Raw genomic sequence first — 17,556 nt, 5'->3', positions numbered from 1 at the left:
GGGCCCACGCCCGGGAACGCGATGCTGGTCACCGAACTCCCCGTGCCCCGGCGGGAGCGGGGTGTCCCGTACACCGTGAACGACCAGCTGATGGTCGCCACAGCACTGACCGTCGCCGAATGGAACCGGGAGCACGGCGCTCCCGACCGGCCGCTGCGCATCACGATGCCCGTCGACGACCGCACCCGCGGTCCGGCGATGCCGATCGGCAACGGCACCCGCCTGGTCGAGGTCGGATTCACGCCCGACGAGATCGGCCCCGACGCCGACCTCGGCACGCTGCTGCGCAACACGGCGGAGCGAACCCGCGCGTTGAAGGCGCTCGACCGGCCCCAACTGGGCCGCGGGGCCGCGGTGCTGACCGCCCCGGTCCTGCCGGTCGCCGCCCGTGCGGCGCTGACGCGGGGGGTGCGGCGGCTCGCGGCGCCCTGGACCTCGACAACGCTGCTCAGCAACATCGGCCGGGTCCCGTACCCGCTGGACTTCGGCGCTGCGGGCCGCGCGCACGCGGTCTGGTTCTCGGCGCCGGCAGCAATGCCGCGCGGGTTGACGTTCACCACGGCCTCGACCGGCGGCCGGCTCCATCTGGTACTGCGCTGGTCCCGGGCCCTGCTGGGCGACGAGGACGGCGTCCGGCTGTGCGAGCTGTTCGCCGGCCGGCTGGCCGCGACGGATGCGGAGGCGCTGTGAACGGGTACACCGCGGGACACACCGGGACGACGTCGGGGGCTCTGACACCGGAACCCGAACTCGCGGGCACGGCAGCAGCCGCAACGGCCCCAGTCGCCCCGGCTCCCGAAACGGCCCGCCCCGACTCCCTCCCCAGCCTGCGGGACTTCTACGAGAACCCCGCCGTGCCCGTGGCGTCCGGCGACGCCCGGAGCCGGCAGCAGGCGCAGTTGCTGGCCGCCGCCCTCGGGGCGCCGGGCGCGCTCGTCGTCGACGTCGGCTGCGGGGACGGCACCGCGGCCGCGACCGCGGGGCCGATTCTCGCCGGACACCGGATCGTGGGGGTCGACTGGTCACAGGACGCGCTGCGCCGCGCGCGGCCCCGACTGGCCCATGTCGTACGCGGCGAACTGGACCACGGCGGGCTGCCGTTCGCGGACGGCTGCGCGGACGCGGTGCTGTTCAGCGAGGTGGTCGAGCATCTCGTCGACCCCGACAGAGCCCTGGACGAACTCCGGCGCATCCTGCGGCCCGGAGGTCATCTGATGCTCTCGACTCCGAACCTCGCCGCCTGGTACAACCGCGCGCTGCTCCTCGCCGGCTGGCAGCCGGTGTTCTCCGAGGTGAGTCTGCGCGGCATCCACGGACGGCCCGGCTCCGAAGTAGTGGGCCATCTAAGGCTGTTCACGGCGCGCGCCCTCCGCTCCTTCCTGCTCTCGGCCGGCTTCGAGGACGTACGGATCACCGGGGCGCCGTTCCACGGGGTGCCGCGCGGGCTGCGCCTGATCGACCGGGCCGCGTGCGCGGTGCCGTCGGCGGCGTCCATTCTGCTGGCGCACGCCCGGCGGAGGTAGCGCGATGTGGTGGGGTGTGGGCGCGGCGCTGGTGGCCAACGTCCTCTACAGCGTCGGCTTCGTCCTGGAGAAGCGGGCGCTCGGCTCGCTGCCCGCGCTCTCCGCCGGGCGGCCGCTGCGCGTGGTCGGGGTGCTGCTGACCAGCCCGCTGTGGCTCGTCGGTTCGCTCGCGCTCGCCGCCGGTTTCGTCGCCCAGCTGATCGTCTACCGGGCGCTGCCGATCGCCGCCGCGCAGGGCATCTTCGTCTCGGGTCTCGTCCTGCTCCTCCTCCTGTCCTCGGCCGTGCTCGGCGAGCAGCCCTCGGGCCGGGAGCGCCATGCGCTCGGGGCGGTGCTCGTCGCGCTGCTCATGGTCGTCGCGTCGGTGCGGGAGGGCGACGACGTGGTGAGCAGGGGCGCGCCGTGGGCCCTGGTGCTCCTCGTGTGCGTGCCGACGCTCGCGGCCGGAGTGCTGCTGTACGGGCGGGTCGAGCGCCGCGCCCGTAAACGGCACCGGGCGCCGACCAACGGCATCGGGTACGGCGTGGCCGTGGGACTGCTCTACGGCGTCAGCTCGCTGGCCATCAAGGGGGCGTCGGGCCGCCTCACCGGCGCGAGCGCGGGCGAGGCAGCGCGGGCGCTGTTCGGCTCCCCGTACCCGTACCTGCTGCTGTTCACGGCCGGGGCCGGACTCGTCATGTCCCAGGCGGCGCTGCAAAGGTGCCGTGCCTCGTTGATCGTGCCCGTCTGCACGACGGTGACGTGCCTGTTCACGGCGGTCGTGGGGACGCTGACGTTCGGCGAGCGGCTCCCGGACGATCCGCTGCTGCTGACCCTGCGTGTCGCCGGCACGGCCCTGGCCCTGTCCGTCCTCCTGGTGATGCCACGCCACGACCCGCAGACGACGTGAATCACCGCCCGAGCATCCGGCTACCGACCACCGTCCGAACCTCCCCCTACCGACCGCCGAAGAGCGAGGACCCCATGAGCCCCGACGACCCGCTGCTGAGCATCCTGGCCTGCCCCCTCGACAAGGGTCCGCTGACCCTGCCGCCCGGCCAGGAAGTGCTCTACAACCCGAGGCTGCAACTCCGCTACCCCATCGTGGACGGCATTCCGCAGCTCCTCCCGTCCTCCGGGAGCCGGGTCTCCCCCGAGGAGCACGAGCGGTACGTAGGGTCGTCGGACGGGTGACGACGCCGGGGACCAGTCGGCCGCCGGCCTACGCACGCGCTCACCAGCGAACGGCGGTGAAGTCGACCGGCCGAGGCCGCAGCAGCCGCGTACGGTCCGCCAGGGCCCGCAACCGCCGGGACATCTCGTCGGCGGGCAGGCGGTGACGGCCGCCGTGGCCCGGCAGGAGCCATTCGAACCGCAGCCGTCCGACCGCCCTCGCCAGGGAGGCGGCCAACTCCTCGATGGAGTACCAGGTCACGCTCTCCGCGACCGCGAGATCGTCCGTGGCGCGGGACCAGTAGAAACTGTCGCCGCTGAAGCAGTAACGGTCGTCCGCGACATAGAGCACGCTGCCTTCGGTGTGGCCGGGCAGCGGATGGGCCACGACCCCCTCGCCGACCTCTGTGGCGTCGAGTCCCCGGATCACCCGGTCCGCGTCCGGCGCCGCGTCGAGGTCGCCCTCGTGGATCCAGAGCCGAGCGCCGAAGCGGTCCGCGTAGCGGCGGCCGTGGGCGGCGTGGTCGCGATGGGTGATCAGCACGTCGGTGACGCGACCCGATGCCTCGTACCGCTCGGCCAGCACAGGACTCCAGCGCGGCGTGTCGATCATCATGACCGTCCCGGACGGCCGCCGGAGCAGATAGGAATTGGCCCCCGTGTGCGGGGAGTTGTGCCCGCACATCAGCACGCGGTCGTCGAGGGCCAGCGGGAAGGGATCGAGCGTCGGGTCCACCGGCCCCCCGGACGCCTGGCGGATCGAGCGGGTGGGACAGGCGAAGACGGCGGCGTGTAAGCGCTCCGTCTCCGCTTCGTCGCCCGGCGGCCGGAGCACCCGCGACCTCCCCTCCGACTCGCCGATCAACTCGGGCGCGAACTGCCGCGCGACGTCGCAGTTGATGCATCGGTCGTCCACGTACCAGCCGTCCACAGCGGGACTCCTTCCAGCGGGAACGACCCCGACCGGGGCCGCCCTTCCACGGATATCCCACCGGCCGGGAAGGGCGGTAGAGCCACCCGATCTTGTTTGTCAGGCGCAGAGGACATCTCGGTCAGGAAACGGTTGTGCGATTGTCAGTCGCGCGTGATAGGCACTACCTCCACGAGGGAGGTGATCATCGGCCTCCCAGATCGAACGCAACAAGGGGTGGGGAGATGGCGTTGCTCCGGGATATGGGGCTCACGCTGGGGAGATGGGTCGGCCGGCCCGATGCGCAGGTGCAGAAGGATTCCGGCGATCCCGACGTGACGCGAGTGCGGGAGGCCGCCGCGGGGGCGGACTGGGCCACCGTACGGGGGGTGCTCGAGGCGCGGCCCGAGAGCGAGGATCGGACGGAGCTGCTGTGGGCCGTCGGCGACACCGCGGGGGTGGAGCGGTGGATCGCCGGGGTGATCGAAGCGGAGCCCGATTCCGCGCTGCCCCTGCTCGTCTCCGGGGTCCGGCACATCAGCTGGGGCTGGGAGGCCCGGACCGGCGCGCGGGCGAAGGACGTCTCGCGCGAGCAGTTCGACGTGTTCCACGCGCGGCTGCGCACCGCCGAGCGGCAGCTGTACGAGGCGGCGGAGCGCGAGCCGCAGTGGACCTCGCCCTGGTACGGCCTGCAGATCACCGGCCGCGGCCTCCAGGTCGGCCAGGTCACCGCCCGCCGCCGCTTCGAGGCGACGGTGCGGCGCGACCCGCACCACATGGGGGCGCACCAGCAGCAGTTGCAGCAGGTCTGCGAGAAGTGGAGCGGGTCGCACGAGGAGATGCACGCCTTCGCGCGCGCGTCCGCGTTCGGCGCGCCCGGCGGCACGCCGCTGGGCCAGCTCGTCGCGATCGCGCACATCGAGGAATGGCTCTCCCTCGACGCGGGACCGGACGCCGCCTACATGCGCCGGCCCGAGGTGGCGGCGTCGCTTCGGCAGGCCGCCGATCACTCGTACCGGCACCCGGACTTCGTCCGCCGGGGCGCGTGGCTCCAGGTCTTCAACACCTTCGCCATGGCCTTCTCGCTGGCCGGGGACCGCGCCGCCGCCCGCGAGTGCTTCCAGGCCGCCGAGGGCCGTGTCACGGAGTTCCCCTGGTACTACATCAACGGCTCCGACCCCGCCGCGGCGTACCGCAAGCAGCGTTCGTCGGCCGGGCGCTGAGCCGGGGGCGGCGTGGCGCGCGCCGAGCCGACGTACAGCTCCGTCACGTCCTCCGCCCTCCCGCAGTCCGCGCATCCGCGTCTCGTCTTCGCGGCATCCCTCACTGCCCCCTGCGCCCGGCCGGACCGCCGTCGACGGCTTCATGCCTTCCGGCGCCCGCCCTCTGCACCCTCCATCCGCATCCCCGCCCGCGCCGCCCACGGCGCGGGTGCGCCCATCGAAGGATTCCCGCCAGGTGTCCCCATCCAAGACCCCCGAGACCTCCCACAGCTTCCAGGTCGACCTGCGCGGCCTGGTCGACCTGCTCTCCCACCACCTCTACTCGAGCCCCCGCGTCTATCTGCGCGAACTGCTGCAGAACGCCACGGACGCCATCACCGCCCGGCAGGCGCTGACCCCTGGTGCGCCGGGGGCCATCACCGTGCGCACCGGCGACACCCTCACCGTCACGGACACCGGCATCGGCCTGACCGAGGCCGATGTCCACCGGTTCCTCGCCACCATCGGCCGCAGCTCCAAGCGGACCGCCGAGGGCGCCCTGGACGGCGCCGGCCTCGACGCCGCGCGCGGGGAGTTCATCGGGCAGTTCGGCATCGGGCTGCTGGCCTGCTTCGTCGTGGCCGACGAGATCACGGTGGTCAGCCGGTCGGCGGCCGACCCGTCGGCGCCCGGCGTCGAGTGGCGCGGCCACTCCGACGGCCGCTACACCATCCGCACCCTGCCCGCCTCGGACGTGCCCGAGCCCGGCACCACCGTCCGGCTCGTCCCGCGCGCCGACAACGCCGAGTGGACGAGCCCCGAGCAGGTCGTCGCCCTGGCCCGGCACTACGGCGGTCTGCTGCGCCACGAGGTCACCGTCGTCGGCCCGCGCGGCGAGACCCACCGGGTCAACGAGACGCCCCCGTGGGAGCAGTCCCACCGCTCCCCGCTGGCCCGCCGCGAGGCGATGACCGCGTACTGCCGCGGCCTCTTCGACTTCACCCCGCTCGACACCATCGAGCTCGACCTTCCGGCGGCCGGGCTGCGCGGCGTCGCGTACGTGCTTCCCACGGCCGTGAGCCCGGCACAGCGCGCCGGCCACCGTGTGCACCTGAAGGGCATGCTGCTCACGGACCAGGCGCCCGAACTGCTGCCGGACTGGGCCTTCTTCGTGCGCTGCGTGGTCGACACCACCAGCCTGCGGCCGACCGCGTCCCGGGAGGCGCTGTACGAGGACGGCACCCTGTCCGCCGTACGAGACGCCCTCGGCGACCGGATCCGCGACTGGCTCACCGGGCTCGCCGCCAGCGACCCGGCCCTGCTGCACCGCTTCATCGACACGCACCACCTCGCGGTCAAGGCGCTCGCCCGCTACGACGACGAGCTGCTGCGCATCGTGCTGCCGTGGCTGCCGTTCGAGACCACCGACGGCAACGTCACCCTCGAGGAGTTCGCGCGCACGCACCCGACGCTGCTGGTCACGCGCAGCGTCGAGGAGTTCCGGCAGGTCGCCCCGATCGCCTCGGCCGCCGGCCTGGGCGTCGTCAACGGCGGCTACACGTACGACCGCGACCTCGTGCACCGGCTGCCCGAGATCCGCCCCGGCACGTCCGTCACCGACCTCGACCCGGCCACGGTCACCGCGCACCTCGACGCCGTGGACCCGACCGCCGAGCTGCGCGCGGCGGCGTTCCTCGCCGTCGCACGGGAGACGATCGGCGTGCACGACTGCGACGTCGTGCTGCGCGACTTCCAGCCCGTCACCGCGCCCGCGCTGCTGCTCGACAACCGGGACGCGCGCCACGAGCGGACCAGGTCGAGCCTCGCCGCCGACAGCGACGGCCTGTGGGCCGACATCCTCGGCTCCCTGCGGCACGAGACCCCGCGCGCCCAGCTCGTCCTGAACCACCTCAACCCGCTGGTCCGCCAGGCGATCACGATCGCCGAGCGCGGGCTGGCCGTCACCACCGCCGAGGCCCTCTACGGCCAGGCCCTGCTGCTCAGCCGCCGCCCGCTCCGGGCGAGCGAGAGCGCCCTGCTCAACCGAGCCTTCATCGGCCTGCTCACCCACGCCATGCACCACCCCGGCGGCCCGGCCGCACCCGACTCCGAGCCCCGGAAGGACATGTAGATGCTGGACACCCCCGAGGCCGTGGTCGAGGCGCTGCGCGAGAACCACGACCGCCCGCACGGCCTGCAGCGGACCATCACCGCCGAGGAGCTCGTCGAGGCGGCCGAGCCCTTCGAGAAGCCCGACGTCCTCGTCACGGCGCTGCTCGAACTGATGACGGCGTACGAGTTCACCGGCGAGCACCGCAAGTCGCCCGTCGCCTTCGCGCGGCTGCTCAAGCTGTGGGACACAGCGCCCGAGTCCTTCAGCGAGTGGGAGGCCCACCAGGTCTTCTGGCGTTTCAAGTGGGTGACGACGTCGCTGTTGCAGGTGCCCGAGGTGCCCCTGGCGACCGTCCGCGGCTGGATCGACCAGATGCGCACGCGCTACGAGGCGGCCGAGCACGGCATGCAGCCGGTGGCGGCGATGCGGTACCACGTCGCGTCCCACACGGGCGACGGCGTCGCCGACGCCTACGACCTGTGGGTCACCCGGCCACGTACCGAGCTGAGCGACTGCGAGGCCTGCGAGACCCGGCACCTGGCCGACCACCAGGCGACGGCGGGCGACGACGCCGCGGCCCTCGACACCTGGCGGCCGGTCCTCGACGGGGCCATGGGCTGCAGCGAGGAGCCGCAGATGAGCCAGGCGCGCGCCCTGCTGTCGTTGCTGCGCACCGGCCGCGCGGACGAGGCCCGCTCCCACCACCTCACCGGCTACCGCCGGGTTCGCGGCAACAACGGCATGCAGGACGAGGTCGGTCTGCACCTGGAGTTCTGCGCCCTGTCCCGCAACGAGGGCCGCGGCCTGGAGATCCTCGCCGAGAACCGCCCGCTGTTCGAGGCGACCGGCGCTCCGCTGGCCCGCCTCGGCTTCCTCACGGGCGCCGAGGTGCTGCTCGCGCGGATCGTCGAGGACGGCCACGCCGAGGCCGCGGTGGCGGGTCCGCCCGGACGCAACTGGACCGCGGGCGAACTCCTCGCCCATGTCCGCTCCGAGGCCGACCGGCTCACCGCGGCGTTCGACGGGCGCAACGGCACCACGGCGGTCGGCGACCACCGTCGGACCCGACTCGCGCAGCGCCCGCTTCTCGACGCGCCGTTGCCGCTGGGGCTGCGGACGTCGGTCGCCCGGTCGGCTGCCGCAGACGGCGCGGCGGGCGCCGTGCCCTTCCCCGCTGCTGTTTCCGCAGCCGCCGTCGTCGAAGTGCCCGAGGACTTCGTCGCCCTGGTGCGCGAGGCGCGGCGCATGGCGAGCGCGGGGCATCCCGGGGACACCCGGCTCTGGACCCTCATCGCCGAACGCCTGGCCGACGGCACGGCGACGCACGACGACCGGCTCGGGCCGGAGGACCTGCTGCGCGCGGAGCTCGCCGAGCAGCGCGCGGGCCGGCTCGCGCTGGAGGAGCGCGACGACGAGAGCGTCACCGTGCTGAGGCAGGCCGCCGACATGTTCGCGCAGCTCGACATGGACTGGCACGCGCTGTCGGCACGGGCGCGCGCGCTGGCGTGGACGACTCGCCCGGACGACGACGGTGACTCGGCCGGCGCCCCGGCCGCGGACGCGATCGCCTCCGGCCTCGACGACATCCTGCGCGAGGCCGACCGGCTCAAGACCGAGGTCCCGTTCACGGGCGAGGCCCTCGGGGAGGCGGAGGCCGCGTCCGACGACGTTGCTACGGAGCGGGTGCTGGCGTACCTCGGCGTGCTCTACTCCCTCACCTACGCCGCCTACCAGGAGATGCTGCGGCAGCTGCCCGAGCCCGCCGACTCCGCCGTCGAGCGGTTCGAGGAGTCCGTCCGCAGGCTGCACTCCGAGGCGGAACGGCTGTCCATGCCCCACCAGGTGGCCAACGCACGGCAGTTCGCGGCGGACGTGGCCGGCCGTCGTGGCGACGGCGTCCGCGCCGAGGCGGAGCTGCGCGCCGCGCTGAAGGACGTGGACGCCTCCGACCGGCCCTGGCGCGGTTCGCGCGCGCGAGCCCTGCTCGCCCAGATCCTGATGGCGAAGGACGAGCCGGCCGAGGCGGCGGAGCTGCTGCACCAGGCGATCGCGGACGCGGTCCGGTACGACGACGCGGAGTTCCCGATGGCGCCGACGTACGCTCTGCTCGGCCACGCCGCCACGCACCTGGGGGACTCCGGCGGCGCCGTGCGCCACCTCTCGGAGGCCGCCGCGCGGTTCGACCAGGACGGGGCGCACAACGAGGCCACCGACATCCGGCTCCAGCTCGCGGACGTCCTGGCGCGCACCGGGCAGCAGGCCGACGCCGTCGCCGTACTGGAATCCGTCCTCGCCGGCGACGCGGCGTCCTCGCTCGACGAGCGGCTGCTCGCCCAGGCCCGGCTGACGCTGGCACGTGGGCTGCGGGAGCTGGAGGAGTACCTGCCCGCCGCCGAGGAGTTCGTGCGCCTTGCGGACGCGGTCGCCGGCTGGGAGGACGACCGCGGGATCCACACCCTGGTGGCGGCGGAGACGGCCACCGCCTTGGCGATGGCGGACCGTTGGGACGCGGCGGACAAGGCGTACGAGCGCGCCCTCGCCGCGCATGCCGAGGCCCCGAACCCGGGCTTGATCACGCACATGATGTGCGAGTTCGCGCGTCTCGTCATGCTGGCCCGCGAGGCCGACGGCGTGGACACGGCACTCGACCACCTGGCGCGGGCCGACGCGGTCCGGGTCGCCGTGCCGGACGGCGCCGAGGACTTCGTCCCCTGGTTCGAGAGCGGCAACGTGCACTACCGGCGCGCCCGCGTCCTGGCGCAGGCGGAACGCTTCGCGGAGGCCCTGGCCGAGGCGGAGGCCGCGATCGCCGCACAGGAACAGGGCGGCGAGGACGGCGAGTTGCCGCGCGCCGAGGCGGTCCGGATCGCCGCCCTGATCGAGGGCAACGGCCTCGGCCGGTTCAAGGAGGCCATCGCCCGGCTGACGACGGCCGCGGCCCGATGCCGGAAGGCAAGCCATCCCGAGGCCGCGGAGATCCTCAACGCGCTGCGGCAGGACTATCTGTCTCGGTAGGAGAGAGGCGAACGCGGTGCCGCCTTCTCCCGGGTTCCGGCCGGATCCATGCGCCGGGCCCGGGAGAAGGCCGTCGCCGACACTGTCCGAGCCCACTGATAGCGTGCCGCATCCGGTGTCGGGAAGATCATGAAAGGACAATCGCCGTGCAGGAAGTGGCACGTCACGAGGTCAGCGCAGAGCGCATAGCGCAGGCGCTCGACGACATCAGTGGGCGGACCTGGGACCGTTGCCAGAACATGTGCTTCTTCGACGCATCCCCGGAGCGGATGCGGGAGTTGGGTGACGAGCTCCTCGACCACGTCGCCGCCCGTGCCCTGGAGGAGCCCGCGCTCGACGAGCCGTCGCGTTCCGCGCTGCGGACCGCGGCGGAGTGCTCGCTGGGGGCGCTGAGCGTCGGCTGCTTCCCCAACGGCGACCAGGAGATCTTCCTCCCGCTCGTCGACCGGCAGCTCACCAGCGAGGACATCGACTTCCGCGATTTCGTCAAGCACGCCCCCACGGCCAGGACGTGGCTCGACACCTTTGGCACGTGTCTGGTCAGCGGCCTGGTGTGGGACTCGCAGCGGGTCATCGGGCTGCTTCTGCGGAACGACTACGCACCCGCGATCCGCGACGGGGTTCCCTACTCGGAGCTGAACTCGACGTCGGAGCCGGCGGACGTGGCCGCGATGGACGCGCTGTGCGTGTACCTGGCCGAGTCGAGCGGACACCTGCCGCGCGACTGGCCGACCATGACCCTGCGCAAGCCGGACGCCGAGGAGCGCGCGGAGGCGGCCCGGCAACTGGACGCGGTCGACGCCCTGACACCGGACCAGCGGCTCCTCCGCGTCCTCCTCGACGACGACCGACACGCCTTCGAACAGGCCCTCGTGGCCCGGCTCGTCGAGCACCGGGAGAGCGTCGGGGCCGACCCCGCGCCCAGGTCGCTGCTGCCGGTCGACACCCTCGCCCTGGCGGCGCTCGCGGTCCAGGTGCACGGGTGGGTGCTGGAGGTCCGGTCCGACTACCTGCCGCAGGCCCTTCTGGGCGCCCCCGACGCGCTGCAGCGGGCGGCGGAGGGCCGCGTGAACAAGCTGGGCTCCTGGACGGCGAAGTAGAAGAAACCGAGCCGCCCCGCGCGCCGAGCGCGGGGCGGCTCAGTCGTGGACGGGGAGGCGCTGAGGAACCTCCCCCTCGATGAGGTCGGCGGCGCGCGGCGTCCCGCCCTCGCGGGCCGTCTGCTCCTGGATCTCGCGGCTGCGGCGGGTCACGTCCGGGTCGGAGACAAGAGCGAGGACGGCCTCCCGCAGCCGCTCCGGTGTGACCTCGTCCATCGGCACATGGCGGGCGACGCCGAGGGACTGGAGCATGTCGGCGTTGCCGAACTGGTCGACCGCCTGCGGGACGGCGACCATCGGCGTGCCGGTCGCCAGCCCCTCCTGGCTGCCGCCCGCCCCCGCGTGGGTGATGAAGGCGTCGGCCTGCTTGAGGACGGACAACTGCGGCACCCAGGAGTGCACTTCGACGTTGTCGGGTACGTCGCCCAGCTCGGCCGGGTCGACGAACCGCCCGATCTGGAGCACGACGTGCCAGCCCGCGAGCCCCCCGAACGCCTCGACGCAGGCCCGGTAGAAGTCCGGCTGCTTGGTGAACGAGGAGCCGAGGGAGACCAGGAGCACCTTCTCGACGTCCGCCGGCCGCTGCCACTGTCCCTGTTCGGCCCGCTCGCCCTGGCAGGCGCCGACGAAGGTGTAGACGGACCGGTCGACCCGGTCGGCGTGCGGCTGAAGTGCCTCGGGGATGAGGACGACGGCGCGGCGGGGCCTGGCGACGAACCGGTCGGGACAGGTGTCGATGCCGTGCTCGGCGAGCCACTCCTCGAAGCGGGTGTAGTACGCCTTGCCGCGCGGCGAGGCCTTCAGCTCGGCGTACATCGGCTCGGCGACCTCCTCCTCGTATCCCTCCCAGGGAACGAGATTGGGCCAGAGGGAGACGGCGGGGACGCCCCAGACGTGGGCGAGGGCGGGGGCCGGGTACGAGGTGATGTCGTGGAGCACCAGGTCGGGCCGGTCGCCGTCGAAGGCCCGGGCGAGCTGCGGCAGGGCCTGAATGGCGTCGTCGAGGAACGGTTCGATGTTGTCGATCAGTTCGGTCCCCCACCCGTCCGGGTCGTCGTCGGTCGGGAGCGTCGAGCGGTAGACGACGGGGGTGGCGCCGGTGCCGGCCACCTTGTCGGCGAAGGAGGCGGGAACCGCGTAACTCACCCGGTGACCCCGGGCAACGAGTTCGCGGATGACCTCCAGGCTCGGGTTCACGTGACCGTGGGCGGCGATGGAGAACATGGCGATGTGGGAGCGGGGGGTTGTCGTCATGACGCCAGGCTATGCGAGACGGACCGTATCGTCTAACTCATTTCTCATGGGAGCCGCCTGGCGACGGCCAGGCTGACCACGTACCGCTCCTCGGCCGTCCCGTCCGGGAAGACCCCGGCCAGGAGCTCGCGTTCCGCAGCCAGGAACTCCCTCGCGCCCGCCTCGCCGAGGACGAGGAAGTCGGAGTAACTGGCCAGGTTGCCGAGGTGGGCGTCGAGCGGGACGTTCCGGGTCCACGACACCTGTCGGGTGGCGAAGTCGAGTTCGGCCGGCAGGTCGCGGAATCGGGCTGTCGGATCGGGCTCGATGTCATCGGCGCCGAAGAGGCGGCGCAGGCGCGCGTCCTGGTCGGCGATCCACGGGATCGTGCTGTCGGAGTCGTTCCACCACAGCGCGAGCGCCCCGCCGGGACGCAACACGCGGAGCGCCTCCGGGACGGACTTGCGCCGATCGGTCCAGTGCCATGCCTGGGCGTACGTGAGGAAGTCGACCGACGCGGAGGCGAGCGGCAGGTTGTCGCCGTCGCCGAGCACGAGGGGGACGTCGGGCAGCCGGAGGCGGAGCTGGGCGGCCATCCGGGGGCCGGGCTCGACCGCGACGACCTGCGCCCCGCGGGCGCGAAGGAGGGCGGTGGCGATGCCCGTCCCGGCGCCGACGTCCGCGACGCGGGCACCCGATATGGGGCGGTGAGGGAGTTCCTCCACCGCGTCGAGGAGGGCGGGCGGGTACGAGGGGCGGTTCGCGGCATAGCCGGCGGCGGCGCTGTCGAAGGATCGGGCCCGTGTGGTCGGAGGCATGGGGTCATCTTCGAGGACCGAGAGGACCGGGGACAGGTGATTCTGCGGCGTCTTGTCCGCCCGCGGCACGTGACGAGACCCTCGGCGGCGCCAACGGGGTTCGGGCATCTGGAGGTACGCGCCAGGAGGCGTGGACCGGCGCCCCGTACGATGACCGCATGACCTTCGCCCACCGGCCGACGAGCCGCCGCCCCGCCGGGCGCGGCTTCGTGCTGCTGGTGATGGTCGTGCTGGCGGGGCTGCTGGGGATGCACGCACTGGCACCGGCGCAGGCATCGGTGCAGGCATCGGTGCAGCGCGCCGGGGCAGGACACATGGGCGCCCAGCACGCCGAGACGGGGCACGGCATGACTGCCGGGACGCCGGACGAAGACCCCGGCTGTTCGCACACCTCGGGCGGCGGCGGACATCTGGAGCACGCGGACGCGACGTGCGCCGCGGCCGGCGTGAGCGACTCGTACGCGCCTCCTGCCCTGACCTCCGCCGGACTCGACCAGCCCCCGGTCACCGCATCGGCGGCCGGTGCGGTGGCGACGTCGACGGTGAGCGGGCGCGCCCCGCCCGATCTCGCCGAACTGCAACTCCTGCGGATTTAGAGCCGCCCGCGCGGCCTGCGTCGCCCTGATGCGACAGGCCGCGCTCCGAGGCGTCTCTTCATTCGTTCTGCGCGCATGCCGTGATCCGGCTGCGCATCAAGGAGTAGCACCATCATGATCAGCAAGCGTTCCCACGTCCGCCGTACCGCTGCCGTCCTCGCAGCCGGAGCCGCCGCCGTCGTACTGGCGGCCTGTGGCGCCGACGCCGACAGCTCGACGGGCCACAAGGGCCACGGCACGACGTCCGCCGCCCCCTCCGCGTCGGCATCCGCACCCCAGGGCGACCACAACGCGGCCGACGTCGCCTTCGCGCAGGGGATGATCCCGCACCACCGGCAGGCCGTCGAGATGGCCGACCTGGCACCGACCCGCGCCGAGTCGGCGACGGTGAAGAAGCTGGCGGCGGACATCAAGAAGGCACAGGACCCCGAGATCAAGACCCTGTCGGGGTGGCTGACCTCGTGGCGCGAGCAGGTTCCCGCCGCAGGCGCGATGGACCACTCCGCGCACGGCGCCGGCGGCGGAATGATGACCATGGAGCAGATGGATCAGCTGAAGAACGCCTCGGGCAAGGCGTTCGACACCGCGTTCATGGAGCTGATGATCAAGCACCACGAGGGAGCGGTGGAGATGGCGAAGACGGAGCAGGCCACGGGCGCCTTCCCCGACGCCAAGACGATGGCGCAGGCCATCATCACCTCCCAGTCCGCCGAGATCGCCCAGATGAACAAGCTGCTCGGCAAGTCCTGACCGAGGAGCGCGCATAGGAAGGGGCGGGGCCGCCACGGCGGTCCCGCCCGCGCCTACGCCCACCGCCCGCGCCGGTCACGCCCCGGCCGCCTCCGCGGCTTCGCGGGCGATCCGGTCGAACTGCGCGCCCATGGCCTCGGCGAGCGCCTGCGCGGCGGAGAGCGGGCGGACCATGACCGTGAAGTCGTCGATCTTCCCGTCCTCGTCGAAGTGAAGGAAGTCGCAGCCCTGGATCTCCCGGCCGCCGACGGTCGCGGTGAAGACGAGGGCGTGGTCGCGCCCGTCGGGGTTCGCGATCTCGCGCACGTACGTGAAGTCCTCGAAGACGCGCATCACGCCGCGGAGGATCGCCGCCGTGATCGCCTTGCCGGGGTACGGCTTGAACGCCACCGGGCTGGTGAAGACGACGTCGTCGGAGAGCAGCGCCTCGATGGCGGCGGCGTCCCGGTTCTCGACTGCGGTGCGGAAGGGATGCATGGGACCCTCGCGATGGTTAGTCAATGAATTGAATAGGTGCGACGGAGGGTAGTGTGCAGCCGCGGCACCTGTCCAGGGTCGACTGGGGGTGGCCGCTCAGTGATCGGGGGCTGCAGGAACAGCGCAGGTCGCCTCGCCCTGCACGGCCGAAAACCCGTTGCGACGTGGCGACCGCGGACCGCAGGCTTCCCCTTATGACCATCCCTCATTCCCGCCCCGTCACGGACCTGTTCTCCGCGGACGGGCGCCTCACCGCGATCCCGCGCCGACCCGCCCGCCGAGAGGCGCTCCTCGCGCACCTGACCGAGACGCTCTTCGAGACGGGCCGCGCCTACCGCGAGGCCGAGGTCAACGAGGCCCTGCTGACCGTGCACGAGGACTTCCCGGCGCTGCGCCGCTACCTGGTGATCGGCGGCTTCCTGACCCGTACGAAGGACGGCGTGGCCTACCGCCGCCAGCAGCCGGAGACTCCCGGGGCTGCGCTTCCCGCCCTGGCGTAAAGTCAGCCATTCTCCGAGGAGCCCTGAGCCCCCGGTCGCTCCCCCGGTCCCGATCCGAACCACCACTCCACCCCGTCGGCGCCCGCGGCCCAGGTGTCCATGGCCTGTTCGATCGCGGTCAGGTCGACCACGCGGCCGATCGTGACGACGATGAAACGCAGGTCCGCCGGAGCCTCGGCGATGCCCCCGAGGGAATCCACCGCCTTCTCGAGTTCCGCGAACTCCTCGGGGGTGAAGTGGCCCAGCCGAGCCGCCTGGATGCACAGGTTGTCGCCCTGTTCGACGACCTCGAACCGACCGTCGTCGCCCACCCTGAGCACGTCACCGGCCGCGCATCCAAGAACCAGGCCCGGACTGCCCGCGAGTTCGAACAGGCCTGGGCTCAGCGACAGCGCCGGAAGCACCTCGAACGCCGGCTGTCCGGACGAGGCGTGGCCGGCCAGCAACCGTATGTGGGTACCGACGGGCGGTTGGAGATCATGCGTCATGCGCGCGATCGTGCCACAGGCGTCCAGCGACAGGCGTCCTCGCGGGCCTCATCGCCGGCCGGCGCGCGCACGGCCCTCGTACTCAGGCCCATGGGTCCGTGCGCACCGCGCGGTTGAGTAGGCGCGCCCAGGCGCCGCGGCCGCCCCGCGGCCGACGATGGGAGCACGCCCAGCGCCAGCCAGGAAGGCATCACGTGCTCAGTCGCCTCGCCGCCGCCCTCGTCCCCGTCGTGGGACGGCTGACCGTCTCCGCCGACATCCCGCGGCTGCCCGAGGGCGGCGCGGTCATCGTCGCCAACCACACCAGTCTCGCCGACCCGGCCGTCGTACTCGCCGCGCTGCGCCGCATGGGCGCCGAACCCGTCGTGCTCTGCGCCGCCGGCCTGTGGCGGATCCCGCTGCTCGGCCGCGCGCTCACCCGCGAGGGGTACGTACCGGTCCACCGCGGCACGGCCCGCGCCGCCGACGCCCTCGCCCGCGCGGAGGCCGCGCTGCGCGCCGGCCGCCACGTCCTGGTGTACGGGGAGGGCCGCATCCCCGACCGCCCGGACTCGGCCGACGCCCCGCCGGAGGCGTTCCGCAGCGGGCCCGCCCGGCTGGCGGCCAGCGTCGGAGCGCCGCTGATCCCCCTCGGCCAGGCCGGCGCCCGTCGCATCACCTCCGGCAGCACCGCCAAGCAGCTCGCGGGACTGCTGACCGCGCCACTGCGCCGCCCGCGACTGCACGTCCACGTCGGAGCCCCGCCGCAGCTCCCCACTGACACCGTCGCCGCCACCGACCTGGCCCGCCAGGCCGTCACCGCCGCGTGGCGATCCGCCGCAAACCAGCGCACGATCAAGGGAGTTCGACGCGCCTGTTCCCACGTCGGGGCGACGGGCGAGCGGGACCGGGAGCCTTCCCCGGCCACCCTGCGCCGCCCCGCCGCCTCCCAGCGGTTCAAGGACAGGATCTGACCTATTCCCGCCCTACCGTCGTCCCATCGCCAGAAACCGGCAGGAAGGACGGCCGCCATGAACCGCACCGCACCCGAGGGTTACACCAGCGTCGCTCCGTGGGTCGTCACCGACGACACCGGCGCACTGCTCGACTTCGTCACCGCCGCGTTCGGCGGCGAGGAGATCGCGCGGGTACCCGTCGAGGACGGCACCATCGGACACGGCGAGATCCGCGTCGGCGACACCGTCGTGCTGGCCTTCGACCGACGGCCCGACTGGCCGAACATGCCCTCGCTGCTCAGGGTCTACGTCCCCGACGCGGACACCGCCGTGACCGCCGCCGTCGCCCACGGGGCCACGGTGGTCACCGAGGTGTCCGACAGCGCGTGGGGCGACCGTGGCGGGAGGGTACGAGACCCGTTCGGCAACATCTGGTGGGTGACGAGCCGCACCGAGGACGTCGACCCCGACGTGGCCTGGCAGCGCATGTCCGAGCCGAAGTACGCGGAGGCCATGCGCGTCGCCCAGGAGACCCTCGACGCCGAACTCAGCGGCCGCCAGCAGGGCGTGTCGAGCCCTCCGCGACGCCCGGCGTCGTAGGGGCGTGCATGTATGGAAAATGCTGGTCACAGCCACTCAGCGTGATGCGCATCGGCAGCGGCCGCTGGCCGGGCCCGGGGATCGCCACCGCGCCCGTCGCGCCGCTCGGAGGCGCGGCGGGCGCCTCGCCGGGGTTGGGCCCGG

Annotated in this window: 17 protein-coding genes and 1 pseudogene; 13 read left to right on the top strand and 5 right to left on the bottom strand. The window is 73.1% G+C overall.

Annotation, left to right across the window (positions count from 1 at the left end; genetic code table 11):
* The 4 genes and pseudogenes from VIU94_RS06945 to VIU94_RS44570 form a co-directional block, all read left to right on the top strand.
* Positions 1-690, top strand: a pseudogene (locus VIU94_RS06945) (condensation protein); the annotation flags it as partial.
* Positions 691-827: 137 nt separating this feature from the next.
* The gene (locus VIU94_RS06940; RefSeq protein ID WP_331908667.1) at positions 828-1,523 is read left to right on the top strand and encodes a class I SAM-dependent methyltransferase; all 696 of its coding nucleotides are present in this window, start codon (positions 828-830) and stop codon (positions 1,521-1,523) included.
* 4 nt (positions 1,524-1,527) lie between these two features.
* Complete coding sequence (locus tag VIU94_RS06935; RefSeq protein WP_331908665.1) at positions 1,528-2,412, top strand: hypothetical protein; 885 nt, start codon at positions 1,528-1,530, stop codon at positions 2,410-2,412.
* Positions 2,413-2,486: 74 nt separating this feature from the next.
* The gene (locus VIU94_RS44570) at positions 2,487-2,696 is read left to right on the top strand and encodes a Trm112 family protein (protein ID WP_349258573.1); all 210 of its coding nucleotides are present in this window, start codon (positions 2,487-2,489) and stop codon (positions 2,694-2,696) included.
* Positions 2,697-2,736: 40 nt separating this feature from the next.
* On the opposite strand, the gene VIU94_RS06930 is transcribed toward VIU94_RS44570, so the two are convergent.
* The gene (locus tag VIU94_RS06930) at positions 2,737-3,606 is read right to left on the bottom strand and encodes a 4Fe-4S domain-containing protein (RefSeq protein WP_331908663.1); all 870 of its coding nucleotides are present in this window, start codon (positions 3,604-3,606) and stop codon (positions 2,737-2,739) included.
* A 287-nt stretch (positions 3,607-3,893) separates the two neighbouring features.
* Here VIU94_RS06930 and VIU94_RS06925 point away from each other — a divergent pair, with 287 nt between their 5' ends.
* The 4 genes from VIU94_RS06925 (at position 3,894) to VIU94_RS06910 (ending at position 11,015) form a co-directional block, all read left to right on the top strand.
* Positions 3,894-4,808 carry a hypothetical protein gene (locus VIU94_RS06925; RefSeq protein ID WP_331908662.1) on the top strand — a complete coding sequence of 305 codons (915 nt, stop codon included), beginning with the start codon at positions 3,894-3,896 and terminating at the stop codon, positions 4,806-4,808.
* A gap of 235 nt (positions 4,809-5,043) precedes the next feature.
* The gene (locus VIU94_RS06920; RefSeq protein ID WP_331908661.1) at positions 5,044-6,918 is read left to right on the top strand and encodes an HSP90 family protein; all 1,875 of its coding nucleotides are present in this window, start codon (positions 5,044-5,046) and stop codon (positions 6,916-6,918) included.
* Entirely contained in the window at positions 6,919-9,915 is a 2,997-nt protein-coding gene (locus VIU94_RS06915) for a tetratricopeptide repeat protein (RefSeq protein ID WP_331908659.1), read from the top strand.
* 146 nt (positions 9,916-10,061) lie between these two features.
* Complete coding sequence (locus VIU94_RS06910) at positions 10,062-11,015, top strand: immunity 49 family protein (RefSeq protein ID WP_331908657.1); 954 nt, start codon at positions 10,062-10,064, stop codon at positions 11,013-11,015.
* Between the two features lie 39 nt (positions 11,016-11,054).
* Here VIU94_RS06910 and mgt read toward each other — a convergent pair whose 3' ends face one another.
* Together mgt and VIU94_RS06900 are read right to left on the bottom strand one after the other, a co-directional pair.
* Positions 11,055-12,269 carry a macrolide-inactivating glycosyltransferase gene (gene mgt, locus VIU94_RS06905; RefSeq protein ID WP_331908655.1) on the bottom strand — a complete coding sequence of 405 codons (1,215 nt, stop codon included), beginning with the start codon at positions 12,267-12,269 and terminating at the stop codon, positions 11,055-11,057.
* Positions 12,270-12,313: 44 nt separating this feature from the next.
* The gene (locus VIU94_RS06900) at positions 12,314-13,066 is read right to left on the bottom strand and encodes a class I SAM-dependent methyltransferase (RefSeq protein WP_331908653.1); all 753 of its coding nucleotides are present in this window, start codon (positions 13,064-13,066) and stop codon (positions 12,314-12,316) included.
* A 158-nt stretch (positions 13,067-13,224) separates the two neighbouring features.
* On the opposite strand from VIU94_RS06900, the gene VIU94_RS06895 reads away from it, so the two are divergent.
* Together VIU94_RS06895 and VIU94_RS06890 are read left to right on the top strand one after the other, a co-directional pair.
* Positions 13,225-13,662: a DUF6153 family protein gene (locus tag VIU94_RS06895; protein ID WP_331908651.1), complete on the top strand. Its 438-nt coding sequence runs from the start codon at positions 13,225-13,227 to the stop codon at positions 13,660-13,662.
* A gap of 114 nt (positions 13,663-13,776) precedes the next feature.
* Complete coding sequence (locus VIU94_RS06890; RefSeq protein WP_331908649.1) at positions 13,777-14,412, top strand: DUF305 domain-containing protein; 636 nt, start codon at positions 13,777-13,779, stop codon at positions 14,410-14,412.
* A gap of 75 nt (positions 14,413-14,487) precedes the next feature.
* Here VIU94_RS06890 and VIU94_RS06885 read toward each other — a convergent pair whose 3' ends face one another.
* A complete protein-coding gene (locus tag VIU94_RS06885; RefSeq protein ID WP_331908647.1) occupies positions 14,488-14,889 on the bottom strand; it encodes a nuclear transport factor 2 family protein in 402 nt (133 codons plus the stop codon).
* Between the two features lie 194 nt (positions 14,890-15,083).
* Here VIU94_RS06885 and VIU94_RS06880 point away from each other — a divergent pair, with 194 nt between their 5' ends.
* Positions 15,084-15,389 (top strand): DUF2087 domain-containing protein, encoded by a 306-nt coding sequence (locus tag VIU94_RS06880; protein ID WP_331908645.1) that lies wholly within the window; start codon positions 15,084-15,086, stop codon positions 15,387-15,389.
* Positions 15,390-15,391: 2 nt separating this feature from the next.
* Here VIU94_RS06880 and VIU94_RS06875 read toward each other — a convergent pair whose 3' ends face one another.
* Positions 15,392-15,835 (bottom strand): DUF4265 domain-containing protein, encoded by a 444-nt coding sequence (locus tag VIU94_RS06875; protein ID WP_331908643.1) that lies wholly within the window; start codon positions 15,833-15,835, stop codon positions 15,392-15,394.
* Between the two features lie 236 nt (positions 15,836-16,071).
* Here VIU94_RS06875 and VIU94_RS06870 point away from each other — a divergent pair, with 236 nt between their 5' ends.
* Together VIU94_RS06870 and VIU94_RS06865 are read left to right on the top strand one after the other, a co-directional pair.
* Entirely contained in the window at positions 16,072-16,830 is a 759-nt protein-coding gene (locus VIU94_RS06870) for a lysophospholipid acyltransferase family protein (protein ID WP_331908641.1), read from the top strand.
* A 57-nt stretch (positions 16,831-16,887) separates the two neighbouring features.
* Entirely contained in the window at positions 16,888-17,412 is a 525-nt protein-coding gene (locus VIU94_RS06865; protein ID WP_331908639.1) for a VOC family protein, read from the top strand.
* Positions 17,413-17,556 lie beyond the last annotated feature (144 nt).

Origin of the sequence: Streptomyces sp., from assembly GCF_036566765.1 — a bacterium.
In the GTDB taxonomy this organism is placed as follows: Bacteria; Actinomycetota; Actinomycetes; order Streptomycetales; family Streptomycetaceae; genus Streptomyces.
This window is presented reverse-complemented; position numbering and strand designations above follow the sequence as displayed.